The sequence below is a fragment of the Klebsiella sp. GL120222-02 genome (assembly GCF_003097195.1).
Taxonomy (GTDB): domain Bacteria; phylum Pseudomonadota; class Gammaproteobacteria; order Enterobacterales; family Enterobacteriaceae; genus Klebsiella; species Klebsiella variicola.
Genome location: NZ_QEQO01000013.1, coordinates 1 through 24755 on the forward strand (window position 1 = coordinate 1; position 24755 = coordinate 24755).

Consider the following 24755-nt stretch of genomic DNA (forward strand, 5'->3'; position numbering starts at 1 on the left):
CCCCACTTTGGTCTTGCGACGTTATGCGGTATTAGCTACCGTTTCCAGTAGTTATCCCCCTCCATCAGGCAGTTTCCCAGACATTACTCACCCGTCCGCCGCTCGTCACCCGAGAGCAAGCTCTCTGTGCTACCGCTCGACTTGCATGTGTTAGGCCTGCCGCCAGCGTTCAATCTGAGCCATGATCAAACTCTTCAATTTAAGTTTGATGCTCGTGAATTAAACTTCGTAATGAATTACGTATGTTCACTCAGAGACTTGGTATTCATTTATCGTCCGAAGACATTAAGAATCCATGTCACTTTGAGTGCCCACACAGATTGTCTGATAAATTGTTAAAGAGCAGTTGCAACGCGGCTTTCAGCTCACCGTTGCGAGGTCCCGTATAATACGTTTTCCTCATGCAGAGTCAAGCGCTTATTTTGCTTTTCTCTGTCGGTTTTCAGCGTTGAACTTCATCGCCGAAACCCTGCTGACCCGGCGGCTTGCTTGCCGTTGTTCCGTGTCAGTGGAGGCGCATTATAGGGAGTTCTGAGACGTTGACAAGCCCTGTTTTCAAAAAATTATTCAACCGTCTCTTTTTTGTGCAAAACGCCCTTAAAGCGGTAATTTTTCCAGCGTTGGGAAACCATAGCGATGCAGAACGGGTAAAAGTTGTTCTGTTTCTGCCGTCAGCGCCATGCAGAATGCTTTATTCTCGTCACTGGACTTCGCATCCGGCGCTTCATGCTCTAACAGCCAGGCGGTGCGGCGGGCAATCGCCGCGCCAGAATCGATAAGCCGCGTGCCCTCCGGCAGAACGCGCTGCAGCTCCTCCTGTAAAAGAGGAAAGTGGGTGCAGCCCAGCACCACCGTATCCGGCGGCTCCTGCATCCGCAGCCACGGGCGCAGGATACGGCGCAGCTCTTCTAACGGCACAGGCTCGCCATGCAGCTTCGCTTCCGCCAGCTCCACCAGCTCCGCCGACCCCAGCATCTCAATCCGACATTCATTGGCAAAGCGGTCAATCAGCTCACGGGTATAAGGACGCTTAACGGTACCGCGCGTCGCCAGCAGGCCAACAATACCGTTCGCCGTTAAGCGGGCGGCGGGCTTGATCGCCGGCACCACGCCAACGACGGGGAAAGCGAACTTTTCACGCAGGGCAGGCAGTGAGACGGTACTGGCGGTGTTACAGGCGATGACCGCCAGCGCCAGTGGATAGCGTTGCTGAACGGCAGTCACGATTTCCACAACGCGCTCAACGATAAACTCCTCGCTCTTCTCACCGTACGGGAAAGCGACGTTATCAAAAGCATAGATGTAATGCAGATTCGGCAGCAGCTGCCGAATCTCATTATAAACCGACAACCCACCGACGCCGGAATCAAACACCAGCACGGTGGGACGTGGATCAGAAGGTGTAGCTGCCAGACAAGGTGTATTCCCGTCCTGCAGATTGGTAGCCATAAACTGTCTCGTAATCTTTATCGAACAGATTGGCTATTTTACCACGAACTGTCAGGTGTGAGGTGACGGGATACGATAAACCGACATCCCAGAGGCTCAGACCGCCCATTTTGACATCGCGCCCATTGTCGTAGTCATCATCGTAACGCTTGCCGAGGTACTGATACATCACGTTCCAGTCAAGAGCGTAGATCTGTCCGGTCAGTTCATACTTCACTTGTTGCTTCGCGCGGCGATAGAGTACCTTGCCAGTATCATCATCACGCGGATCGACATACTGCAACGTCAGATGATGCTCCACCGGGCCAGTCGTCACGTTCCCCGTCCACTCCAGACCTTTAATCGTGGCTGACTTCACGTTGATATATTGATTGTTTTTATAGTCGATCAGGTTTTGAATCTCATAATGATATGCTGAGATTCGCCAATCCAGCGGCCCCGTTAGCCCGTCAATTCCGGCTTCCCACTGTTTAGATTCTTCCGGCTTCAGGTTTGGGTTGGAAGCAATGCCAGGCCCATAAAACGAAGCAAAACGCGTCGCGCCATATTGCTGACCCAGTGACGGCGCCAGGAATCCGGTACCGTAAGAGAGCGTAGCCCGGTAGCCATCAATAAACTCCCAGCCTGCCGCCGTCTGCCAGGTTCCGTGCCAACCAAACTGCTCGTCATGATCCTCACGTCCGGATGCTTCCAGGGTCACACTGTCAATCTGCTGCTGCCCGGTCAGGTAAAGACCGGTGGTATCGCGTTTGTAGGCATCAGACAATGTTGTGCTACTGGAGGTGAGCTTTTCTTGCTTCCAGTCGACGCCGCCACTAATCGCCCCGTGCCCAACCTCAATGTTATTACCCCACTGGATATAGCGCTGTTCCATATCATCCAGGGTGGCGCCCGCGGCATAGCGGCCAGCGTCGCTGCTGTAGTTGTAATCTTTGATGCGCTGATAGTTAGCAATCAGCTGGGAGGAATAGATACCGGAGCTGTAACGCAGACCCGTGTCCCAGGACTGCGTGTAATTCTGTCGTTCATCATTGCCGCCAACATAGCCATACGAGCCCTGATCGTAGTCAGTATTGGCTGTGTAACCATAGCCCCGGAAGAAACCAGAGAAGTTATCGTCAAACTTATGTTGCACACCGCCCAGGAAAAGCTTGTTACGATAGCCATCACGATCGCTGTCGCCGCTGTACGGCGAATTCGGCTGGACGTTAAAACCTTTTGTGGTCTGATAAGCACCAGCTGCAGTCACTACGGTATCGCCAAAACGTTTATTAATGGCGCCGTCATAAGTCTGATAACCGTTACTCCCCATTCCGACGTTAACCTGTGAACGGTCTGAATCGGTCATGGTGATAATGTTCACCACCCCACCGATCGCTCCGGAGCCGTAGACTGCGGAGCGCGGGCCACGGATGTATTCCACCCGCTGGACCAGCGAGATAGGGATCTGACTGATATCTACGCCATTGGAGATCCCCGGACGCGCCATCGGCACACCGTCGATCAGCACCAGCACGTGACGAGCCTCCGTCCCCCGAACATACAGCGAAGCGCTCTGCCCCATGCCGCCGTTGCGGGCAATATCGACCCCAGGAAGACGACGCATGACATCGTTTAAATCTTTGGACTGCCAGCGGTCGATATCATCGCGCGTCACAATGTCGGTCGGCGCCAGCACGGTATTGACCGGCTGTTGAAAACGGTTTGCTGTCACCACTAACGTATCTGAATTGCTATCCTGCGCCCAGCCGGAAAATGCCGTGACGGATAAAGCCGTCATCAGCGAAGCTTTTTTAATCATTGTAAAAGCATCCGAAACAGAAAAAGGATGCCGCTGGTTTTATCAGTTGCTCGCGACGATAAAACCCAGTGCGACGTATTCCGGCAGGTCTTCGGGCTTGGAGGCTGTTTCAAGAAATAATGACTTCCCACGGCTAGCCGCAGTGTCTGCACCGAGTGCGCTCATTTCTCACCTTCCTTACCGCTGCGCGTCAGCCCCAGATTTCCACTGGGTTCCCTTTTAACTCACAGGACCGGTAGGCGAATGCTACAATTAGAATCATATAGATGTCCAGACTGCTAATTATATTTCCCGCCACATTCGAGGCTGGACATCCCCGGCGCTTTCCCTACAATCCCCGCGTACTTATTTTATTCAGGATGCATCATGACCCCCGAACACCTTCCTACCGAACAATACGAAGCGCAGCTGGCAGAAAAAGTCGTCCGTTTGCAAACCATGATGGCGCCTTTTGCCGCGCCGGTTCCGGAAGTGTTTCGTTCGCCGGTCAGCCACTACCGGATGCGCGCCGAGTTCCGTCTGTGGCACGATGGCGACGATCTGTACCATATTATTTTCGATCAGCAGACCCGGTCGCGGATTCGCGTTGACAGCTTTCCGGCCGCCAGCGCGCTTATCAATCAGTTGATGACCGCCATGCTGGAGGGCGTGCGCAACAATCCCGTGCTGCGCCATAAGCTGTTCCAGATTGACTATCTGACCACCCTCAGCAACCAGGCGGTCGTTTCGCTGCTGTATCATAAAAAGCTGGATGATGCCTGGCGTGAGCAAGCGGAGGCGCTGCGTGACGCCCTGCGAGCCCAGGGACTCAATGTGCATCTGATTGGACGGGCGACCAAAACCAAAATCGAGCTCGATCAGGACTATATAGATGAACGTCTGCCAGTTGGCGGGCGAGAGATGATCTACCGTCAGGTGGAAAACAGCTTTACCCAGCCGAACGCGGCCATGAACATTCAGATGCTGGAGTGGGCGCTGGATGTCACCAAAGGGGCGACCGGTGACCTGCTGGAATTGTACTGCGGCAACGGTAACTTCTCGCTGGCGCTGGCGCGTAATTTTGATCGCGTGCTGGCCACCGAAATCGCCAAACCGTCGGTGGCTGCGGCGCAGTACAACATCGCCGCTAACCATATCGACAACGTGCAGATTATCCGCATGGCGGCGGAAGAGTTTACTCAGGCGATGAATGGCGTGCGGGAGTTCAACCGGCTGCAGGGTATCGATCTGCAGAGCTATCAGTGCGAGACCATTTTCGTCGATCCGCCGCGCAGCGGACTGGACAGCGAAACGGAAAAAATGGTGCAGGCCTATCCGCGCATTCTGTACATTTCGTGCAACCCGGAAACGCTGTGCCGCAATCTGGAGACGTTAAGCCAGACGCACAACGTCACCCGGCTGGCGCTGTTCGACCAGTTCCCGTACACCCATCATATGGAATGCGGCGTTCTGCTGACCAGGAAATAGGCCCAAAAAAACCGGCAATGTCATATTGCCGGTTTTTTTACACCACTGGCGGCTTACTCGGCTGCCGTATTTTTGCGGTTACGCATCTTGTAGCCGATCCAGAAGACCATCGCGACGGACAGAACGGCCGGGAAGAAGTTAGAGCCGATATCCGGGTACTCCGCACGCACGACGGTGCTGTACAACAGCACCCCGAGAATAAAAAAGGCGGCGGCCAGGCCCGGAAGCCCAACGGGCATACTGCGATTCTGATAGCGCTGATGCAGACAGTAGACCGTCAGCAGCAGGGATAAAATCGGGAAGACGGAAAACGGAACTATCGAACTGAACAGCGCCGCAAAGGCGCCATTAATGGATAACCCGGCAATCAGCGCCAGCAGCAGCGTACCTTTATCTTGAACTGAGTGTTTCATTGCTCGTCCTTCACGTTATTCGGAATGATGTGACATTTTTTCTTGTTCACGGCGATACCAGTAATACGCGCCTTTCGAGATCATTCTGAGCTGCAGCACCAACCGTTCTTCCAGCTGCCGGCGCTGTTCAGGGCCGACATCCAGCGCTTCCGCGCCAGCGCTAAAGACGATGGTGACCATAGCTTCAGCCTGCGCTTCGGTGAAGGCGCGCGGCATATGGTTTTCGAGTTCTAAATAGTCGGCGAGTTCCGCGATAAAGTGCTGGATCTCGCGCGCGACGGCGGCGCGAAACGCCGCAGAGGTTCCCGAGCGCTCTCGCAACAGCAAGCGGAAGGCGTTCGGGTTGTTACCGATAAACTCCATAAAGGTGGAGACCGAGGTACGGATCACGCTGCCGCCTTTAGCAATTCTCTGGCGCGCCTGGCGCATCAGCTGGCGCAGCATCAGTCCGCTCTCATCGACCATCGTCAGGCCTAACTCATCGACATCGCGAAAATGACGATAAAAGGACGTCGGCGCGATCCCAGCTTCCCGCGCCACTTCGCGCAAGCTCAGGCTGGCGAAACTCCGCTCAGCGCTAAGTTGGCTGAATGCTGCTTCCACCAGCGAACGGCGGGTTTTTTCTTTTTGTTGTGCTCTTACGCCCATCACGATGTATGAATCCTTCCAATAGCCCTGCTGGCACTATACCAGAGATTAAAACTAATCGGTTTGCACTGGATTGTGAATGATTGTTTACGAGCCGTTTCTGCTTTTATGCCGCAAAAAAGCACAACGATAATTGGGTTAAAGCGCAGCGAATGTTATCATCGTGTTTATTTTATGTATAAAACAGGTGAGTAATGCCATGTCACACTCTTGGGATTATGATGCAATAGTGATTGGTTCCGGTCCTGGCGGCGAAGGCGCCGCCATGGGACTGGTGAAACAGGGAGTACGCGTTGCCGTCATTGAGCGCTACCATAATGTCGGCGGCGGTTGCACCCACTGGGGCACCATCCCGTCGAAAGCCCTCCGCCATGCCGTCAGCCGTATTATCGAGTTTAACCAAAACCCCCTCTACAGCGACCACTCCCGCCTTCTTCGCTCTTCTTTCGCCGACATCCTCAACCATGCCGACAGCGTCATCAACCAGCAGACTCATATGCGCCAGGGATTCTATGAGCGCAACCACTGTGAAATTCTGCAGGGCAATGCGCACTTCGTTGATGAACATACTCTGGCGCTGGAATGCCATGACGGCACGGTCGAGACGGTGACTGCGGAGAAATTCGTTATCGCCTGCGGGTCACGCCCCTATCATCCGGCCGATGTCGATTTCCACCACCCACGCATCTATGACAGCGATTCGATTCTCAGCCTGCAGCATGAGCCGCGCCACGTGATCATTTACGGCGCCGGGGTGATCGGTTGTGAATACGCCTCGATCTTCCGCGGCATGGAGGTGAAGGTCGATCTGATCAACACCCGCGATCGTCTGCTGGCCTTCCTCGATCAGGAGATGTCAGACTCGCTCTCTTATCACTTCTGGAACAGCGGCGTGGTCATTCGCCACAATGAGGAGTATGAGAAAATTGAGGGGGTGGATGACGGCGTGATCATGCACCTGAAGTCCGGCAAAAAGCTGAAGGCCGATTGCCTGCTGTACGCCAACGGCCGCACCGGCAATACCGACACCCTGGCGCTGGAAAACATCGGTCTGCAGACTGACAGCCGCGGCCAGCTGAAGGTCAACAGCATGTACCAGACCGCCCTCCCGCACGTCTATGCGGTTGGCGATGTCATCGGCTATCCAAGTCTGGCTTCTGCCGCCTACGATCAAGGGCGCATTGCCGCCCAGGCGCTGGTGAAAGGCGAAGCCTCGGCGCATCTGATTGAAGATATCCCAACCGGGATCTACACCATTCCGGAAATCAGCTCCGTCGGGAAAACCGAGCAGCAACTGACGGCGATGAAAGTGCCGTATGAGGTGGGTCGCGCCCAGTTTAAACACCTGGCGCGGGCGCAAATCGTTGGCATGAGCGTGGGAACCCTAAAGATCCTGTTCCATCGGGAGACCAAGGAGATCCTCGGCATTCACTGCTTTGGCGAACGCGCAGCCGAAATCATTCACATCGGCCAGGCGATCATGGAGCAGAAAGGTGGTGGTAACACCATTGAGTACTTCGTCAACACCACCTTTAACTACCCGACCATGGCGGAAGCGTATCGGGTTGCCGCGCTGAACGGCTTAAACCGCCTGTTTTAACGCCTTGTCGAAATGGCCATCCATCGTACCGCGGATGGCCTCCGCCAGATGTTCATAGCGGCTGCGCAGCGGGGAGCCGGGACGGTAAACCAGGCCGATGGTTCGTCTTGGCTCTGGCTTAATGCACGGCAGATAGACCACGCCATCGCGTTTTCTTTCCTGCGGTACCGCCAGCGCAGGCAGCAAGGTAATGCCGCTGCCTGCCGCCACCATATTGCGTAGCGTTTCCAGACTGGTCGCCCGGAAGTGGGTATCTTCATCCGCTCCCGCTTCAAAGCAAAAGCCCATCGCCTGATCGCGCAGACAGTGGCCATCCTCCAGCATCAGCAGCTTTTCACCAGCCAGATCCGACATCGGCACGCGGTCGCGGTTCGCCCACGGGTGATCCTCATAGATAGCCAGCATCATCGGCTCATCAAACAGCGGCACCTCGATAAAGGCCTCGCTCTCTTTGACCAGCGCCAGAATGGCGCAGTCGAGCTTACCGCTGTCGAGCTGGGCCAGCAGCTGATGGGTCTGCGCTTCGTGCAGGTACATTTCCAGCTTCGGAAAGGTTTGGTGCAGCATCGGAATGATTTGCGGCAGCAGGTACGGGCCAATTGTCGGGATCAAGCCGATATGCAACGGCCCGGACATGGTTTCCCCTTGTTGGCTTGCCATCTCCTTGAGCACTTTTACTTCGCGTAACACGGTACGCGCCTGATCCACCAGCAACAGCCCCGCCTGGGTAAACAGAACCTTACGGCTGGTGCGCTCCAGCAGCATGACGCCAAGTTCATCCTCGAGCTTGCGGATCTGTCCGCTGAGCGTCGGTTGGCTCACGTGGCATGAGTCAGCCGCCCGCCGGAAGTGGCGGTGTTCGGCGAGCGCTACCAGGTATTCAAGATCGCGAATATTCATTATTCATCCTCCATCGCCACGATAGTCCATGGCGATAGATAGCATAGCAACGAACGATTATCCCTATCAAGCTTTCTGTTCAATAATACGCCCATAGAGACGGTATACCTGTGAAAATCATTGGCCCGTCACACTGTTTCTCTACCCGAACAACTAAAGCCAACGTGAACTTTTGCGGACCTTGTGTCCGCTTTTTTTTTGCATAAAAAACCCGGCGTCATCAGGCTCGGCCGGGTTCAGAGAGGCGGATGCCAAAGAATTAGCTCAGGCGCGCTTTTGCGTCGCTGATAGCCTGCGCCACCTGCTGCGGCGAAACACCGCCTTTCGCTGCGCGTTTATCGAGGCAGGACTGCAGAGATAGAATCGGATAAACATCGTCTGCGATGACCGGACTGAATTTCTGCAGATCGGCCAGGGGCAGCGCTTCCAGCGGTTTCCCTTGCGCAATGGCTTCCACTACCGCCTCACCAACAATATGGTGCGCTTCACGGAACGGAACGCCTTTCGCCACCAGATAATCTGCCAGTTCTGTGGCGTTGGCATAGCCCTGCTGCGCCGCTTCCGCACAGCGCGGGCGCTTCACCTGGATGCCATCCAGCACCAGGGTCGCCATATGCAGACAGTCGAGCCAGGTATCCAGAGCGTCGAAAAGCCCCTCTTTATCTTCCTGCATGTCTTTGTTGTAGGCCAGCGGCAGCCCTTTCAGCGTCATCATCATGCCGGTCAACGCGCCCTGCACGCGGCCGCATTTACCACGAATTAATTCCAGCGCGTCCGGGTTTTTCTTCTGCGGCATCAGCGAGGAGCCGGAGGTCACGCGATCAGAAAGTTCGACGAAGTTCGCCTCGCCGGAGTTAAAGAAAATCAGATCTTCAGCAAAGCGCGACAGATGCACCATGCCGATAGACGCATCGGAAAGCAGCTCCAGCACATGGTCGCGATCGGAAACGCTGTCGAGGCTGTTGCGTGTGGCAGAGGCAAAGCCCAGCCAGCCGGCCAGCTGCTCGCGGTCGATTTCATACGCCGTCCCCGCCAGCGCGCCGCAGCCCAGCGGGCTAACGTCGAGGCGCTTCAGCGCGTCCTGCAGGCGGCTTTCGTCACGCGCCAGCATTTCAACGTAGGCCAGACACCAGTGTGCGAACGTCACTGGCTGCGCGCGCTGCAAGTGAGTGTACCCCGGCATCACCGCGTCCTGGTTATGCTGGGCGGTCTCCACCAGCGCGCTCTGCAGCTGGCGGTTCGCCGACAGCAGTTCGACAACGGTATCTTTGCACCACAGTTTAAGATCGGTGGCGACCTGGTCGTTACGGCTGCGCCCGGTGTGCAGTTTCTTGCCCAGCTGGCCCACTTTATCGATCAGCTTGCCTTCCACCCAGCTGTGAATATCTTCGGCATCGCTGGCGAGGATTTGCTGCGGATTGGCGCGCACCTCTTCCAGCAGCACGTTCAGCGCTTCTTCCAGCTGCTGCTGTTCAGCGGCACTCAGAACGCCGACCGTTACCAGCGCTTTCGACCAGGCGACAGAGCCAACGATATCCTGCTCCGCCAGACGATAGTCGAAGCGCAACGAGTCGTTGAACTGTTTGAACCGTTGATCTGCTGCCTGTGTAAAACGCCCGCCCCAAAGTGCCATAACATGCTTCCTTTATTCGTTAGTTCTGCCGGCGGCATTGTGCCGCCCGGCCTACAGTCTGTAAGCCCGGCAGACGACGCGCCGCCGGGCATGAAATCTTAAGCCAGAATACGTGTGCCGATCGGCGTGCCGTTAAATAACGCTGGCAGCTGCTCGGCGTGACGCCAGGAGGCGATATCCACCGGACGGCCCAGGGCACGTGCGGCGTCAAGGGCCGCATTCACTTTAACAATCATGCCGTCAGTGATAATGCCCTGCTCGATCAGCTGCTCCGCTTTCTCGGCGGTCATCTCGGCAATGCGCTGTCCTTTACCGTCGAGGATACCGCTGACATCAGACAGCAGGATCAGATCCGCCCCCAGGGTGGCCGCCAGCGCTGTCGCCGCCTGGTCAGCATTGACGTTCATCAGCTGACCTTCATCGGTCACCCCGATAGAGCTCACCACCGGCAGGTAACCGCCCGCCAACAGGGTGTTGATCAGCGCCGGGGAGCCCGGCTGCGCCAGCCCGACATGGCCCAGCTCGGCATCCAGTTGCGTGACCTTCACGCTATCGCCATCGCCGAGGAACAGGCCTACCGAGGAAATACCATGTTTTTTCGCCCATGCCAGCAGCGTTTTGTTGGCGGTTCCCGCCAGCGCGCCGGTAATGATGTCAATCTGATCGGCAGGCGTAACCCGCAGGCCATTTTTCTTTTTCACCGGCAGATTAAGCTGCTTCATCAGCTCATCCACCACGCAGCCGCCGCCATGGACGATAATCAGCGGGCGCTGGTGCGCTTCACGGTAGTTAACCAGCGCGGTAAACAGGCGCTCCAGCGCCTCTTCGCTATCGAGTAATACGCCGCCGAGTTTGATAATTAATGGGTTCATCATCACACCTTAAATAAGAGACTGCGTCTCAGCGAAGCCGAAACGAATATTCGCGCACTGCACTGCCTGCGCTGCGGCGCCTTTCAGCAGGTTATCTTCAGCCGCGACGACGATGAGATGGTCGTCCTGCACGGCAAAACCGATATCACAGAATGGCAGACCCTCGACGCTTTTCAATGCGGGTACGCCTTTATCATATAAACGTACCAGCGGTTTATCGGCGTAAGCTTTCTGGTAAACCGCTGCGATCTGCGCGTGGCCGACGCCCGGCTTCAGGCGGCAGGTAATGGTTTCAAGGATGCCGCGCTTAAAATTACCCAGGTGCGGGGTAAAAATCACCTTTGCCCCGAGGTGACTGGCAATCTCCGGCTGATGGCGATGGTTAAATATGCCGTATGGCTGCAGGCTCACTTCACAGAAGCTATTGCCGATCGCGGCTTTACGACCCGCGCCGCTCACCCCGCTGGTGGCGTTGATCACCGGCCACTGGTTCAGATCCAGCAGATTGGCATCAATTAGCGGCTTCAGCGACAGCTGCGCCGCCGTCGGATAGCAGCCAGGCACCGCGATTAACTGCGCTTCTTTAAGCGCATCCACGCTCCACTCCGCCAGACCATACACCGCCTGTTTGAGCAGGTCGGGATGTTGATGAGTGAAACCGTAATATTTTTCGTAGAACGCCCCATCGTTAACGCGGAAGGCACCGGAAAGATCGAACACCACGCAGCCGGCGGCAAGGAACTGCGGCGCCAGGTCGTGACTCACTTCGTGCGCGGTGGCGAGAAACACCACGTCCACGCCAGCGCTGAATTCGCTGATATCGGACATCGGCTGCAGCGGCATATCGACAATGCCTTTGAGCTGCGGATGCAGGTCGGAAATTAATTTTCCCGCATCATTGCTTTGCGCGGAGACCGTCAAAGCGGTTATGTTCATATGCGGATGACGATTGATATAGGTCACCAGCTCTGCGCCGGCATAACCACTGGCACCCACAATCAGCGTATTTAACATTGGAAGCGCATCTCCTTACATTCGATGGGTTTTCTTACGCTCAACGATATTGTATTTTTATTCACAATAAATGCATGAATATTGATACTATCACGACCCAAGGTGTGTCAACAATGAAAAACAATTTACCGCCCTTTATCGAGATTTACCGCGCGTTGATCGCCACACCGTCCATCAGCGCGACCGAAGAGGCTCTCGATCAAAGCAATGAGTCTTTAATCAATTTGCTGGCAGGCTGGTTCCGCGATCTCGGCTTCAATGTTGAGATACAGCCGGTGCCGGATACGCGCCATAAATTCAACCTGCTGGCCAGCACCGGACACGGCGCCGGCGGTCTGCTGCTCGCCGGGCATACCGATACCGTGCCATTCGATGATGGCCGCTGGACGCGGGATCCGTTCACCCTCACCGAACACGATAACAAGCTCTACGGCCTCGGCACGGCTGACATGAAAGGCTTCTTCGCCTTTATTCTCGACGCCCTGCGCGATGTCGACGTCACCACGCTGAAAAAACCGTTGTATATTCTGGCCACCGCCGACGAAGAGACCAGCATGGCCGGCGCGCGCTATTTTGCCGAAACCACCCAGCTGCGCCCGGACTGCGCCATCATCGGCGAGCCCACCTCCCTGCAGCCGATCCGCGCCCACAAAGGACATATGTCCAACGCGATCCGTATTCAGGGCCAGTCCGGCCACTCCAGCGATCCGGCACGCGGAGTTAACGCGATTGAGCTTATGCACGACGCCATCGGCCGCATTATGCAGCTGCGCGATCTGCTAAAAGAGCGCTACCACTTCGAGGCGTTCACGGTCCCTTACCCAACCCTCAACCTGGGCGCTATCCATGGCGGCGATGCCTCAAACCGTATCTGCGCCTGCTGCGAACTGCATATGGATATCCGCCCGCTGCCGGGGATGACCCTCAACGATCTTAATGGTCTGTTGGGCGAAGCGCTGGCGCCCGTCAGTGAGCGCTGGCCGGGCCGCCTGACGGTCTCAGAGCTGCACCCGCCGATCCCCGGCTACGAATGCCCGCCGGACCATAAGCTGGTCCAGGTGGTTGAGAAACTGCTCGGCGCGCAGACCGACGTGGTGAACTACTGCACCGAAGCGCCGTTTATCCAGACGCTGTGTCCGACGCTGGTTCTTGGCCCAGGCTCCATCAACCAGGCCCATCAGCCTGACGAGTATCTGGAGACGCGCTTTATCAAGCCGACCCGGGAGCTGATTAGCCAGGTCGTCCACCACTTCTGCTGGCACTAAAATCGCCCTCTTTTTCCGCCCCGTTCTCCCGGGGCGGAACGGTGACGATCGTCACATTTCCATAAGCGATGCTTATCCAGCGCCCCCTGAATTAAATTTCGCAAATTACGGCGATTTACTCGTTTGCTGAAGCGATTTCGCAGTAATTGACGTGGGGGTATTTACGTGGCTTTATAAAAGACGGGTTGCTTATCCGTTGCTCACGTTCCAGCGCAGCGGATATAACAAAATAAAATGAGATGGGGTGTCTGGGGTAACATGAACGAACAATATTCCGCATTGCGTAGTAATGTCAGTATGCTCGGCAAGGTGCTGGGCGATACCATCAAGGATGCATTGGGAGAAAATATTCTTGATCGTGTCGAAACTATCCGTAAGTTGTCCAAATCTTCACGCGCCGGCAACGAAGCTAACCGCCAGGAGCTGCTGACCACGCTGCAGAATTTGTCTAACGACGAACTGCTGCCGGTTGCCCGTGCCTTCAGCCAGTTTCTGAATCTGGCGAACACCGCTGAGCAGTATCACAGCATTTCGCCGAATGGCGAAGCGGCCAGCAATCCGGAAGTCATTGCGCGTACCCTGAGAAAGCTCAAAGACCAACCCAATCTCAACAAAGACACCATTAAAAAAGCGGTGGAATCTCTGTCTCTGGAGCTGGTATTAACCGCCCACCCGACCGAGATCACCCGCCGGACGCTGATCCATAAAATGGTGGAAGTGAACAGCTGCCTCAAGCAACTGGACAATAAAGACATCGCCGACTACGAACACCATCAGCTGATGCGCCGTCTGCGCCAGCTGATCGCCCAGTCCTGGCATACTGACGAGATCCGTAAATACCGCCCGTCTCCGGTCGACGAAGCCAAATGGGGCTTCGCGGTGGTGGAAAACAGCCTGTGGGAAGGGGTGCCTAACTATCTGCGCGAGCTGAACGAACAGCTGGAAGCCAACCTTGGCTATCAGCTGCCGGTGGACTTCGTCCCGGTGCGTTTCACCTCGTGGATGGGCGGCGACCGCGACGGCAACCCGAACGTGACCGCCGACATCACTCGCCACGTGCTGCTGCTCAGCCGCTGGAAAGCCACCGATCTGTTCCTCAAAGACGTGCAGGTGCTGATCTCCGAGCTGTCGATGGTGGAGTGTACCGACGAACTTCGCGCGCTGGCTGGCGCCGAGGGTGCTCAGGAACCGTACCGTTATCTGATGAAGAAACTGCGCACTCAGCTGATGGAGACCCAGGCCTGGCTGGAAGCGCGCCTGAAAGGTCAGAAGCTGCCGAAACCGGCGGGACTGATCACTCAGAACGAGCAGCTGTGGGAACCGCTGTACGCCTGCTATAAATCGCTGCAGGCCTGCGGCATGGGCATTATCGCCAACGGCGAACTGCTCGACACCCTGCGCCGCGTGAAGTCTTTCGGCGTACCACTGGTGCGTATTGATATCCGTCAGGAAAGCACTCGCCATACCGAAGCGCTGGGCGAAATGACCCGTTACCTCGGGATCGGCGATTACGAAAGCTGGTCAGAAGCCGACAAACAGGCTTTCCTGATCCGCGAACTGAACTCCAAACGTCCGTTGCTGCCGCGTCAGTGGGAGCCAAGCGAAGAGACGCGCGAAGTCCTCGATACCTGCAAAGTGATCGCCGAGGCGCCGCGCGGATCGATCGCCGCCTACGTGATCTCGATGGCCAAAACGCCGTCCGACGTGCTGGCGGTTCATCTGCTGCTGAAAGAGGCCGGGATTGGTTTTGCTCTGCCGGTGGCCCCGCTGTTCGAAACGCTGGACGACCTGAACAACGCCAACGATGTCATGACTCAGCTGCTGAATATCGACTGGTACCGCGGCTTTATCCAGGGCAAGCAGATGGTCATGATTGGCTATTCTGACTCCGCCAAAGATGCTGGCGTGATGGCCGCCTCCTGGGCGCAGTACCAGGCGCAGGACGCGCTGATCAAAACCTGTGAGAAAGCCGGTATCGAACTGACGCTGTTCCACGGACGCGGCGGTTCCATCGGCCGCGGCGGCGCGCCAGCCCACGCGGCGCTGCTCTCGCAGCCGCCGGGAAGCCTGAAAGGCGGCCTGCGCGTCACCGAGCAGGGCGAGATGATCCGCTTTAAGTACGGCCTGCCGGAAGTGACCATCAGCAGTCTGTCGCTGTATACCAGCGCCATTCTGGAAGCCAACCTGCTGCCGCCGCCGGAACCGAAAGCCGAATGGCGCGACATCATGGCTGAGCTGTCCGACGTCTCCTGCAAGATGTATCGCGGCTACGTACGTGAAAACAAAGATTTCGTGCCTTACTTCCGCTCTGCGACTCCGGAGCAGGAGCTGGGCAAACTGCCGCTGGGTTCGCGTCCGGCAAAACGTCGCCCGACCGGCGGCGTCGAGTCGCTGCGCGCCATTCCGTGGATCTTCGCCTGGACCCAGAACCGCCTGATGCTACCGGCCTGGCTGGGCGCTGGCGCCGCGCTGCAGAAGGTGGTCGAAGGTGGAAAACAGAGTGAACTGGAAGCGATGTGTCGCGACTGGCCGTTCTTCTCTACCCGCCTCGGCATGCTGGAGATGGTTTACTCGAAGGCTGACCTGTGGCTGGCAGAGTACTACGATCAGCGCCTGGTGAAGCCGGAGCTGTGGGCGCTGGGTACCGAGCTGCGTAAGCTGCTGGCTGCCGACATCAACGTCGTGTTGGCCATCGCCAACGACTCCCATCTGATGGCCGACCTGCCGTGGATCGCCGAGTCTATCCAGCTGCGTAATATCTATACCGACCCGCTGAACGTCCTGCAGGCGGAACTGCTGCACCGTTCACGCCAGGCCGAAGAAGCAGGCAAGGACCCGGATCCGCGCGTTGAACAAGCGCTGATGGTCACCATCGCCGGCGTTGCCGCCGGTATGCGTAACACCGGCTAATCGAAGCCTCTCTCCCCCGGCCGCCCGGTCGGGGGATTTTCACCTGTTCTAGTGGTGCAGCATCTCATCAACGATCTGCTCTTTATGCAGCGCATATGGATAATAGGTCGGCCAGTTATCCATCTCTTTCAGCAACGCCTCCTGTGATTCATTACCCATGAAAATATGGAAATGCTGCGATTTACGCGGGCCAATGATATGGTCGCTGAACTGCACAAATTTCGGCGCGTTGGCATTGCCCTGCTGGCACTCAAACAGGTAACGTACGCCTTTCTTGCCGGAGGCGTAATGCAGAATTTTGTAGCCTGAATAGCGGTATTTGCAGCTGTTGACGACATCGCCAACGTGGAACTCAATCACATCATTTTCAATGCCAATCTGCTCCACATCGGTGGCGTAGCCCTTCTTATAATAGGCGCGATACTCCTCGACGCTCTTGCCGCCGGGCTTTTTCGCCTTCTGCTCCAGCACCGGGTCAAGGTCGCCGTTGAGCAGATACGGGTTTACCGACTGCCAGACGCCCTCCCAGTCGCTCAGCGCGCGATCCTGCACATCTTTATCGGCAAAAATGCCTTCGCTGGCCTGACGCTCGACGTCGGTTAACGCCGGGCCATGGTTATGATTGCCGTGGGCAAACACCTGGGCGCTGGCTAGCACCATGCCGAATCCAAAGGCCAGCAGGGGGATCTTTCTGGTCATTACTCTCTCCTGAGTTTGATATCAATGGCGACAAATTGTTACGATATAACATATCTTATCTGGGAAGCAAGCGTGACTGGCAAGCGCTTTTACCGCTGGAAAAATGTCCGGTATGATGAAAGAGGTGATGCGCTGAACGGAAGAATGATGGACAACGATATCAATCAACTTATTGATTCATTAATAAAAAAGCAGAATGGTATCGGCCGGGTCTATTTTGCCGGCGAGATGCGCTCGCCTGCTGAGCCGGTAGTGCAAGTTGATTTTCCCCGCCTGAACATCATCATCGATGGGCAGTTGCCCGACCGGGTACTCGGCGAAAACGCCAGCCCTCTTGAGGCGAACGACGTGCTTTATATCCCTGGCGATAGCTGGAACTGCCCGCAGTGGCAGGCGCCCTGCCTGCTGTTAAGTCTCCTGTTCGATAAGCAGCGACTGGAGTGCTCGCTGCAGCACTGGAATGGCAAGGCGATAACCGTTGTCGAAAAGCGGCAGGTGCTGCGCCGCGGGCCGCGCGTCGGTTCATTTCTGCTGCAGGCGCTCAATGAGCTCCGGATGCAGCCGCAGGAGCAGCGAACCGCCCGCAGCATTGTCGTCAGCCTGCTCAGCCACTGCCATGACCTTCTCGGCAGCCAGGCGCAAACCTCCTCGCGCAGCCAGGCGCTGTTTGAGGCGATCCGCCAGTACATGGACGCCCATTATGCAGAGCCGCTGAGCCGGGAATCGGTGGCCCAGGCGTTCTATCTCTCCCCCAACTATCTTTCTCACCTGTTCCAGAAATGCGGGCCAATGGGCTTCAATGAATATCTGAACCATATTCGTCTTGAACAGGCCCGTATGCTGCTGAAGGGCCACGATATGAAAGTGAAAGATATCGCCCACGCCTGCGGCTTCGCCGACAGCAATTATTTCTGCCGCCTGTTTCGCAAAACCACCGAGCGCTCGCCGTCTGAATACCGCCGTCAGTATCATAGCCAGTTAACGGAAATATCTTCTCCGGCCAAAAACTAGATTTTTGTGTGTTAAACCTGACTTTTGTGCGCGCTTTTATTGCTGCACAACCCCACCATCGCCGATAAATGTGATCTAAATCATCCTTAATCGTGATGCGTACATTTATCCAGTTTTTGGCAAATTTGTCATCTGGCGGTCCTTCGAACGAAAGCCGTATGCTTACCTCAATGACAATATCGAATTAAGCATTGAGGAAAACACGATGGAACTCTATCTGGATACCGCCAACGTCGCCGAAGTGGAACGCCTGGCCCGCATCTACCCGCTGGCCGGGGTAACCACCAACCCGAGCATTATCGCCGCCGGTAAAACCCCGGTATGGGACGTGCTCCCACGCCTGCAGAAAGCCATCGGTCCGGAGGGCACCCTCTTCGCGCAGACCATGAGCCGCGATGCGCAGGGCATGGTGGAAGAAGCTAAACGCCTGAGCAACGCCGTGCCGGGCATCGTGGTTAAAATCCCGGTGACCGCCGAAGGCCTCGCCGCTATCAAAATGCTGAAGAAGGAAGGCATCCCGACTCTTGGCACCGCCGTCTACAGCGCTTCGCAAGGCCTGCTGGCCGCACTGGCCGGCGCAAAGTACGTCGCGCCTTACGTTAACCGCGTTGACGCCCAGGGCGGAGACGGCATCTGCATGGTGCAGGAGCTGCAATCTCTGCTGGAAATGCATGCGCCCGAGAGCAAAGTGCTGGCGGCGAGCTTCAAAACGCCCCGTCAGGCGCTGGATTGCCTGCTGGCCGGTTGCGAAGCCATCACCCTTCCATTAGATGTAGCGCAACAAATGCTCGGCACCCCTGCGGTAGAGTCAGCCATAGAGAAGTTTGAACAGGACTGGAATAACGCCTTTGGCACGCTGAACCTGTAACCGGACCTGAGAGTCGCCTGCGGGCGGCAGCACGGTCATCGAGGAGGAATCGAAATGGATCGCATTATTCAATCACCAGGCAAATACATTCAGGGCGCAGGCGCCATCAAGCGCCTCGGCGACTATCTGAAGCCGCTGGCCGAACGCTGGCTGGTAGTCGGCGATAAGTTCGTACTGGGGTTTGCGGAAGAGATGCTGCGTAAAAGCCTGGCCGACGCTGGCCTGGCGGCCGAAATTGCGCCGTTTGGCGGTGAGTGTTCGCATAATGAAATCAATCGCCTGCGCGATATCGCCGGCAGCGCGAAGTGCACCGCCGTGCTGGGGATCGGCGGTGGTAAAACGCTGGATACCGCAAAAGCATTGGCTCACTTTATGAATGTGCCGGTGGCGATCGCCCCCACCATCGCCTCTACCGATGCGCCGTGCAGCGCGCTCTCGGTGATTTACACCGACGAAGGGGAGTTCGACAGCTACCTGATGCTGCCGCACAACCCCAACATGGTCATTGTCGATACGCAGATTGTTGCCGGTGCGCCAGCTCGCCTGCTGGCCGCCGGGATTGGCGATGCGCTGGCCACCTGGTTCGAAGCCCGCGCCTGCTCCCGTAGCGGCGCCACCACCATGGCGGGTGGGAAATGCACTCAGGCGGCGCTGGCGCTGGCCGAGCTGTGCTACAACACCTTACTTGAAGAGGGTGAAAAAGCGATGCTGGCCGCCGAACAGCACGTGGTCACCCCGGCGCTGGAGCGAGTGGTGGAAGCCAACACCTACCTGAGCGGCGTCGGCTTTGAAAGCGGCGGCCTGGCGGCGGCGCACGCGATTCACAACGGCATGACGGCCATCCCTGACGCCCACCACTATTATCACGGGGAAAAAGTGGCGTTCGGTACCCTGACGCAGCTGGTGCTGGAAAATGCGCCGGTGGACGAAATAGAGACCGTCGCCGCGCTGTGCCACAGCGTTGGGCTGCCGATCACCCTGGCGCAGCTGGACATCAAAGGTGATATCCCGACCAAAATGCGCCTGGTGGCGGAAGCCGCCTGCGCTGAAGGCGAAACCATTCACAATATGCCGGGCGGCGTCGACTCAGACCAGGTCTACGCCGCGCTGTTGGTGGCCGACCAATACGGTCAGCGCTTCCTGCAGGAATGGGAATAACCCAGAGCAAAACACCCGGCATCAGCCGGGTGTTTTTTTATGTCTATCTGTCGAACGCGCCGCCTACTGACCGCGGAAACGGCAAGCACTCAGGCCGGACGCACGCCCAGCGTATGGCAGATGGCGTAGCTCATCTCGGCGCGGTTCAGGGTATAGAAGTGGAAGTCTTTTACCCCTTCCCGGCTTAAAATCTTCACCATGTCCATGGCGATATTCGCCCCCACCAGCTGACGGGTTTCGGCGTCGTTATCCAGCCCTTCGAACATTTTCGACATCCACACCGGGATACGGACGTTGGTCATATCCGCAAACTTTTTCGCCTGTTTAAAGTTGGAGACCGGCAGGATACCCGGAATGATTTCCACGTCGATGCCCGCCGAAACGCAGCGATCGCGAAAACGCAGGTAGCTTTCCACATCGAAGAAGAACTGGGTGATCGCGCGGTTGGCGCCCGCCTCGACTTTACGCTTCAGGTTCAGCAAATCCGCCTGTGCGCTTTTCGCTTCCGGATGCACTTCCGGATACGCGGCGACAGAGATATCGAAATCGCCCACCTCTTTCAGCAGCGTCACCAGATCGGCGGCATACATATCCGGTTTACCGCTGCCCGGCGGCAGGTCGCCGCGCAGGGCGACGATATGGCGAATACCGTTGTTCCAGTAATCCTGAGCGATAGTACGCAGCTCATCACGAGTGGCATCGATACAGGTCAGGTGCGGCGCGGCTTCCAGACCAGTTCGCTCTTTAATGCCTTTGATGATGCTGTGGGTGCGATCGCGCTCGCCAGAGTTCGCGCCATAGGTTACCGAAACAAACTTCGGTTTCAGACTGCTCAGGCGATCGATGGATTTCCACAGGGTTTGCTCCATTTCACTGGTGCGCGGCGGAAAGAATTCAAAAGACACATTAATCTGGCCCTGGACTTCCGCCAGGCTCTGATTCAGGGCTTCCCGCTGATTGGCGTGAAAAAAGCTCATACCTTACCTCATCAATCGCATGTAATGGCTGTTATATTGCGAACTTCTATACGTTTAGACGTCCAGATGTAAAAATGACGGAAAAGCGCGCGGGCGTCAATAGAAAAATCTGCGTAAAGAGTGAGGAATAGGCCTCTAAAATGAAAAAAATTCATCTTCCGGCGCTTTGCCAGCCGAAAGAGCTCGCTCTGCAGTCAATATGGGGTAGCACGATGTTCAGCCTGAGACTAGCGAGTCGTCAGGTGATCATCCAGCAGTGAGAGCCATTGCTGCACGGATTCTGCCTGGTGAGGCGCATAGACCACGCCAAGGCTTAACGGCATGCTGTCGCCTTCAGCGACAGGACAGAACACCACCCCCTGACGCTGGATCGCGGAAAAGGACGCCGGCAGGAGGATCATGCCTTCGCCACGCGCAATACGCGCCAGCAGCACATCATGTTCGGCAGGCTCTTCCACGTAAGCGGGGGTATAACCAGCCCGGTCGAAAATACGTCGCGTGTAGTCAAAGAAATCGGGATTGCGCTCGCGTTTAAACCAGAACAGCGGCCGATGATTGAGCGCGCGTAGCGTTAACGCTGGTCTGGCGGCTTCCGGCCAGGAGACAGGCAATGCCGCGATGAGCGGCTCCTGATACGGCAAAGGATGCAGGTGCAGCCCTTCAGTATTCAGCGGCAGCGCGACCAGCGCCGCATCGAGTTTGCCTTTGCGTACCTGCTGAGCCAGTGCCGGTGAGGCGTGGCGGGTAATATGCAACGTGCGGGTATGATCGCTCAGCGCAGATTCAACGGCGGCGAAAATGCCCTGTTCAAAGGCGGTGGTCAATCCCAGACACAAGGGCTGCGGCGAGTGAGCGGAGAGCTGGCTCAATGCCGCCAGCGTGCGTTCCTGGAGCGCCAGCAGAGGTCGAATCATCTCCAGCACCTCTCTTCCCGCGTCGGTCAGGATCAAGCCTTTGCTGTGGCGCTGAAACAGCGTCACCCCCAGCTGCGCTTCCAGATGGCGGATATGGCGGGTCAGCGGCGGCTGCGAGATAAATAACCGCTGCGCCGCCCGGCTGATGTTATTTTCCTCCGCCACCACGGCAAAGGCGCGCAGCAGGCGAATATCCAGGGAATGTAATCGCGAAGTTGTCATACTGAAAAGGTATCACGAAAAGGGTATTACTCAAGTCCGGCACACTTCCCTACCCTTCCTCTCAACGCTTCATCACAGAGAGGAAAAAATGATGTCCAGCGAACGTTATATCACCGGTCAGGAAATGCTGCAGCGGGTGGATGGCCACGGCGGGGAAGCCGTCGTCGACAGCCTGCAGGATATCGCCCCCGATTTCGCCCGCTATCTGATTGAGTTCCCCTTCGGCGATATTTACGCCCGGCCGGGGCTCGATTTACGCAGCCGGGAAATCGCTACTATTGCCGCGCTCACCGCGCTGGGTAACGCCGCGCCACAGCTGAAAGTACACATTGCCGCAGGATTAAATGTCGGCCTGACACAAGAGGAGATTACGGAAGTGATCATGCAGATGGCGGTCTACGCCGGCTTCCCGGCGGCGCTCAACGGCCTGTTTGCCGCTAAAGCGGTTTTTGCGGCGCACTAACAAAAAAGACCAGGCAGCGCCTGGTCTTTTTCTCGGAACTACAGCAGCTGCGCCAGACGGTTAATATCCGACTGGATCGCCCCGGCGGTCACATCGCGCCCGGCGCCGGGTCCGCGGATCACCAGCGGGTTATCGCGATACCAGCGGCTTTCGATGGCGAACACGTTATCGCACGGCAGCAGCGCCGCCAGCGGGTGCTCTTCACGTACCGCTTCCACGCCGACGCGTGCTTTGCCGTTAGCATCAAAGCGCGCCACGTAGCGTAGCACCAGCCCCATTTCGCGGGCCGCCTCCAGGCGCTGCAGCATTTGCTCGTTCAGCTCTTCGCCATTTTCAAAGAAGTGATCGACCGACCCCTCTTCGCAGTGTGCAGGGACCAGTGATTCCACACGGACCTGATCCGGTTCGATGTCATAACCCGCTTCCCGCGCGAGGATCACCAGCTTACGCATCACATCCTTACCGGACAGATCGACGCGCGGATCCGGCTCGGTCAGCCCCTGCTGCCAGGCCTGATCCACCAGGTCGGTGAACGGCACGGTGCCATCAAACTGCAGGAACAGCCAGGAGAGCGTTCCCGAGAAGATACCGCTCAGACCGAGGATGGTGTCGCCGCTGTCGATCAGATCGCGCACGGTATGGTTCACCGGCAAACCCGCGCCAACCGTAGCGTTATACAGCCAGTGGCGACCCGTCTTCTCAAACGCGTCGTGGATCTGGCGATATTTATCACTGCTGCTGGCGCCCGCCAGCTTGTTGGCGCTGATCACGTGGAAGCCATGGCTGGCGAAATCAAGGTACTGGTCGGCCAGCTGTTCGCTGGCGGTGACGTCCAGTACCACTAAATCATCGTACGGATGCGCGCGCATCCACAGGAACAGCGACTCTTCATCCTGCTCCACCGCTTCATCGTTGAAGAAGGCCAGCGCCCGGCTGGCATCCAGCCCGTCGTAGTTCAGCAGGCTGCGTTTACTGTCGACTACGCCGGCGAGAACAAACTCGAAGCCAGTGCGCGCCGACAGGGTGGTTTGTTCGCGGGCAAACAGCTCCAGCCAGCGGGAGCCAATGTTCCCCTTGCCGAACAGCATCAGGCCAATACGCTTCTCTGCACGAAACAAGGTCTGATGCAGCCCCTGGATCAGGCTTTCCGTTGGCCCGGCGCGCAACACGGCTACCAGACTGATCCCCTCTTCGGACTGCCAGGTGAACTCCACCGGTTGCCCTTTCAGTTGCTGCCAGAAACGATGGCAGTGCAGTGGGTTACGGGTGACTCCCGCGCCCACCATCGCCACCAGCGCCAGCTTCTGACGCAGACGCAGCTCGCCCGGCAGACCCGCTTCATCGAGCAGCTTCAGCGCGCTGTCGGCGACCTCGGAGGTATAACAGAACTGCAGCAGCTTGCGGTCGGCATGGATGCCAACGGCTAACGGGCGCAGCTGGGCGCGTTTGAGCAGGGCGTCCAGCTCTTTATGCGCCAGTTTGAAATCATGGCTGGCCGGCACCTGGAACTCCACCAGACAGACGTCATCATGGCTGGTGACAATCCGCGCGCCAGTACCCGAAGCCAGCACGCGCTCAATGCGCGTAGAACCCTGTTCCGGCGTATAGCTGCAACGTAACTGCAGATCGATATCGCTGGCGGACACCGGCTGCAGCGTGCGGGCGTGGAGCACTGGAGCGGCCAGACGCGCCAGCTCGCTGGCTTCATCCAGACGCAGCAGCGGCAGCAGACAGGCATCTTTGACCTTACGCGGATCCGCGCTGTACACCCCGGCGACATCACTCCAGATGGTGACGCGAGAGGCGCCCGCCAGCGCGCCGATCTGCGTGGCGGAGTAGTCAGACCCGTTACGGCCCAGCAGGACGGTTTCCCCGGCCTGGTTGCGGGAGATAAAGCCGGTCACCACCAGACGCTTATTCGGATGTTGCGCCATCAGCTGTTGCAGCAGTGGATAAGATAATCCTTCATCCACCTGCGGCTGCGCGGCGCGTTCCGCACGCAGGAAAGCGCGAGCATCCAGCCAGGCCGCTTCCATACCCAGTTGGTTAAGGACCGCCGCCATCAGGCGTGCGGACCAGACTTCACCATGGCCGACTACTTCCGCATAAACCGCTTCGGTAACCCCGCCATCAAGCAGCCCTGCCAGACGCTCAAGGTCATGGATGAAGGCGGCAATTAACGTGTCAGCGGCCGCCGGCTCCACCAGACCGCCAATCAGCTCGGTCTGATAACGGCGAAGCGACTGCTGAACCTGATGCGCAGCAAGGCGATCGCTCTGGCTAAGTTTAAGCCAGCTGATCAGCTGGTTGGTGGTGCTGCCAGCGGCGGAGACAACCATCATGTCGCCCGCCTGCGAATATTCCTTCATGATCCCCGCGACGCGCAGGTAACATTTCGCATCCGCTAAACTACTCCCACCAAATTTGTGCAGCTGACGACCCTTCGCCCCTGCCTGCGCAATCACACTCAT

The 24755-nt window shown here is 57.2% G+C and carries 20 protein-coding genes, 1 rRNA gene and 1 riboswitch; of the genes, 8 read left to right on the top strand and 13 right to left on the bottom strand.

From position 1 onward, the window contains the following. From N438_RS25910 to btuB, 3 genes are all read right to left on the bottom strand, one after another. Positions 1–201 (bottom strand): 16S ribosomal RNA (locus N438_RS25910); the annotation flags it as partial. Between the two features lie 396 nt (positions 202–597). After that, a complete protein-coding gene (gene murI, locus N438_RS25915; RefSeq protein ID WP_008807849.1) occupies positions 598–1449 on the bottom strand; it encodes a glutamate racemase in 852 nt (283 codons plus the stop codon). Beyond that, entirely contained in the window at positions 1394–3250 is a 1857-nt protein-coding gene (btuB, locus tag N438_RS25920; protein WP_039102696.1) for a TonB-dependent vitamin B12 receptor BtuB, read from the bottom strand. The genes murI and btuB overlap by 56 nt, the downstream gene beginning before the upstream one ends. A gap of 64 nt (positions 3251–3314) precedes the next feature. After that, positions 3315–3502: riboswitch (cobalamin riboswitch) on the bottom strand. 114 nt (positions 3503–3616) lie between these two features. Here btuB and trmA point away from each other — a divergent pair. After that, positions 3617–4717, top strand: a complete 1101-nt coding sequence (gene trmA / locus N438_RS25925) for a tRNA (uridine(54)-C5)-methyltransferase TrmA (RefSeq protein ID WP_004203692.1) — start codon at positions 3617–3619, stop codon at positions 4715–4717. 53 nt (positions 4718–4770) lie between these two features. Here the strand turns inward: trmA and N438_RS25930 are convergent, their stop codons facing one another. Beyond that, complete coding sequence (locus tag N438_RS25930; RefSeq protein ID WP_004203691.1) at positions 4771–5130, bottom strand: YijD family membrane protein; 360 nt, start codon at positions 5128–5130, stop codon at positions 4771–4773. A 15-nt stretch (positions 5131–5145) separates the two neighbouring features. Continuing rightward, positions 5146–5781 carry an HTH-type transcriptional repressor FabR gene (gene fabR, locus N438_RS25935; RefSeq protein ID WP_004151856.1) on the bottom strand — a complete coding sequence of 212 codons (636 nt, stop codon included), beginning with the start codon at positions 5779–5781 and terminating at the stop codon, positions 5146–5148. Between the two features lie 196 nt (positions 5782–5977). Between fabR and sthA the strand changes: the two genes are divergently transcribed. Further along, entirely contained in the window at positions 5978–7378 is a 1401-nt protein-coding gene (sthA, locus tag N438_RS25940; protein ID WP_032731557.1) for a Si-specific NAD(P)(+) transhydrogenase, read from the top strand. Here the strand turns inward: sthA and oxyR are convergent. From oxyR to argC, 4 genes are all read right to left on the bottom strand, one after another. Further along, positions 7361–8278, bottom strand: coding sequence for a DNA-binding transcriptional regulator OxyR (gene oxyR / locus N438_RS25945; RefSeq protein ID WP_008807853.1), 918 nt, complete (start codon positions 8276–8278; stop codon positions 7361–7363). The genes sthA and oxyR overlap by 18 nt on opposite strands. 259 nt (positions 8279–8537) lie before the next feature. Continuing rightward, positions 8538–9911, bottom strand: a complete 1374-nt coding sequence (gene argH, locus N438_RS25955; protein WP_023340882.1) for an argininosuccinate lyase — start codon at positions 9909–9911, stop codon at positions 8538–8540. Positions 9912–10009: 98 nt separating this feature from the next. Continuing rightward, positions 10010–10786 carry an acetylglutamate kinase gene (gene argB / locus N438_RS25965; protein ID WP_086070891.1) on the bottom strand — a complete coding sequence of 259 codons (777 nt, stop codon included), beginning with the start codon at positions 10784–10786 and terminating at the stop codon, positions 10010–10012. Between the two features lie 6 nt (positions 10787–10792). Beyond that, positions 10793–11797 (bottom strand): N-acetyl-gamma-glutamyl-phosphate reductase, encoded by a 1005-nt coding sequence (gene argC / locus N438_RS25970; RefSeq protein WP_110198341.1) that lies wholly within the window; start codon positions 11795–11797, stop codon positions 10793–10795. Between the two features lie 113 nt (positions 11798–11910). Here argC and argE point away from each other — a divergent pair, with 113 nt between their 5' ends. Next, entirely contained in the window at positions 11911–13062 is a 1152-nt protein-coding gene (argE, locus tag N438_RS25975) for an acetylornithine deacetylase (protein ID WP_012969211.1), read from the top strand. A 258-nt stretch (positions 13063–13320) separates the two neighbouring features. Next, on the top strand, positions 13321–15972 hold the full coding sequence (gene ppc / locus N438_RS25980) for a phosphoenolpyruvate carboxylase (RefSeq protein ID WP_116696583.1): 2652 nt from the start codon (positions 13321–13323) through the stop codon (positions 15970–15972). Between the two features lie 48 nt (positions 15973–16020). Here ppc and zinT read toward each other — a convergent pair whose 3' ends face one another. Continuing rightward, positions 16021–16671 (bottom strand): metal-binding protein ZinT, encoded by a 651-nt coding sequence (zinT, locus tag N438_RS25985; protein ID WP_032731556.1) that lies wholly within the window; start codon positions 16669–16671, stop codon positions 16021–16023. A gap of 24 nt (positions 16672–16695) precedes the next feature. Here zinT and N438_RS25990 point away from each other — a divergent pair, with 24 nt between their 5' ends. From N438_RS25990 to N438_RS26000, 3 genes are all read left to right on the top strand, one after another. Further along, on the top strand, positions 16696–17682 hold the full coding sequence (locus tag N438_RS25990) for an AraC family transcriptional regulator (protein ID WP_165818822.1): 987 nt from the start codon (positions 16696–16698) through the stop codon (positions 17680–17682). 205 nt (positions 17683–17887) lie between these two features. Continuing rightward, complete coding sequence (gene fsa / locus N438_RS25995; RefSeq protein WP_040970709.1) at positions 17888–18550, top strand: fructose-6-phosphate aldolase; 663 nt, start codon at positions 17888–17890, stop codon at positions 18548–18550. A 54-nt stretch (positions 18551–18604) separates the two neighbouring features. Next, complete coding sequence (locus tag N438_RS26000; protein WP_016162055.1) at positions 18605–19708, top strand: glycerol dehydrogenase; 1104 nt, start codon at positions 18605–18607, stop codon at positions 19706–19708. An 89-nt stretch (positions 19709–19797) separates the two neighbouring features. Here N438_RS26000 and metF read toward each other — a convergent pair whose 3' ends face one another. Both metF and N438_RS26010 read right to left on the bottom strand, forming a co-directional pair. Beyond that, positions 19798–20685: a methylenetetrahydrofolate reductase gene (metF, locus tag N438_RS26005; RefSeq protein WP_008807863.1), complete on the bottom strand. Its 888-nt coding sequence runs from the start codon at positions 20683–20685 to the stop codon at positions 19798–19800. 227 nt (positions 20686–20912) lie between these two features. Then, positions 20913–21821: a LysR family transcriptional regulator gene (locus tag N438_RS26010; RefSeq protein ID WP_110234175.1), complete on the bottom strand. Its 909-nt coding sequence runs from the start codon at positions 21819–21821 to the stop codon at positions 20913–20915. A gap of 91 nt (positions 21822–21912) precedes the next feature. On the opposite strand from N438_RS26010, the gene N438_RS26015 reads away from it, so the two are divergent. After that, positions 21913–22284 (top strand): carboxymuconolactone decarboxylase family protein, encoded by a 372-nt coding sequence (locus N438_RS26015; protein ID WP_008807865.1) that lies wholly within the window; start codon positions 21913–21915, stop codon positions 22282–22284. Between the two features lie 38 nt (positions 22285–22322). Here the strand turns inward: N438_RS26015 and N438_RS26020 are convergent, their stop codons facing one another. Further along, positions 22323–24755, bottom strand: a complete 2433-nt coding sequence (locus tag N438_RS26020; RefSeq protein WP_049008645.1) for a bifunctional aspartate kinase/homoserine dehydrogenase II — start codon at positions 24753–24755, stop codon at positions 22323–22325.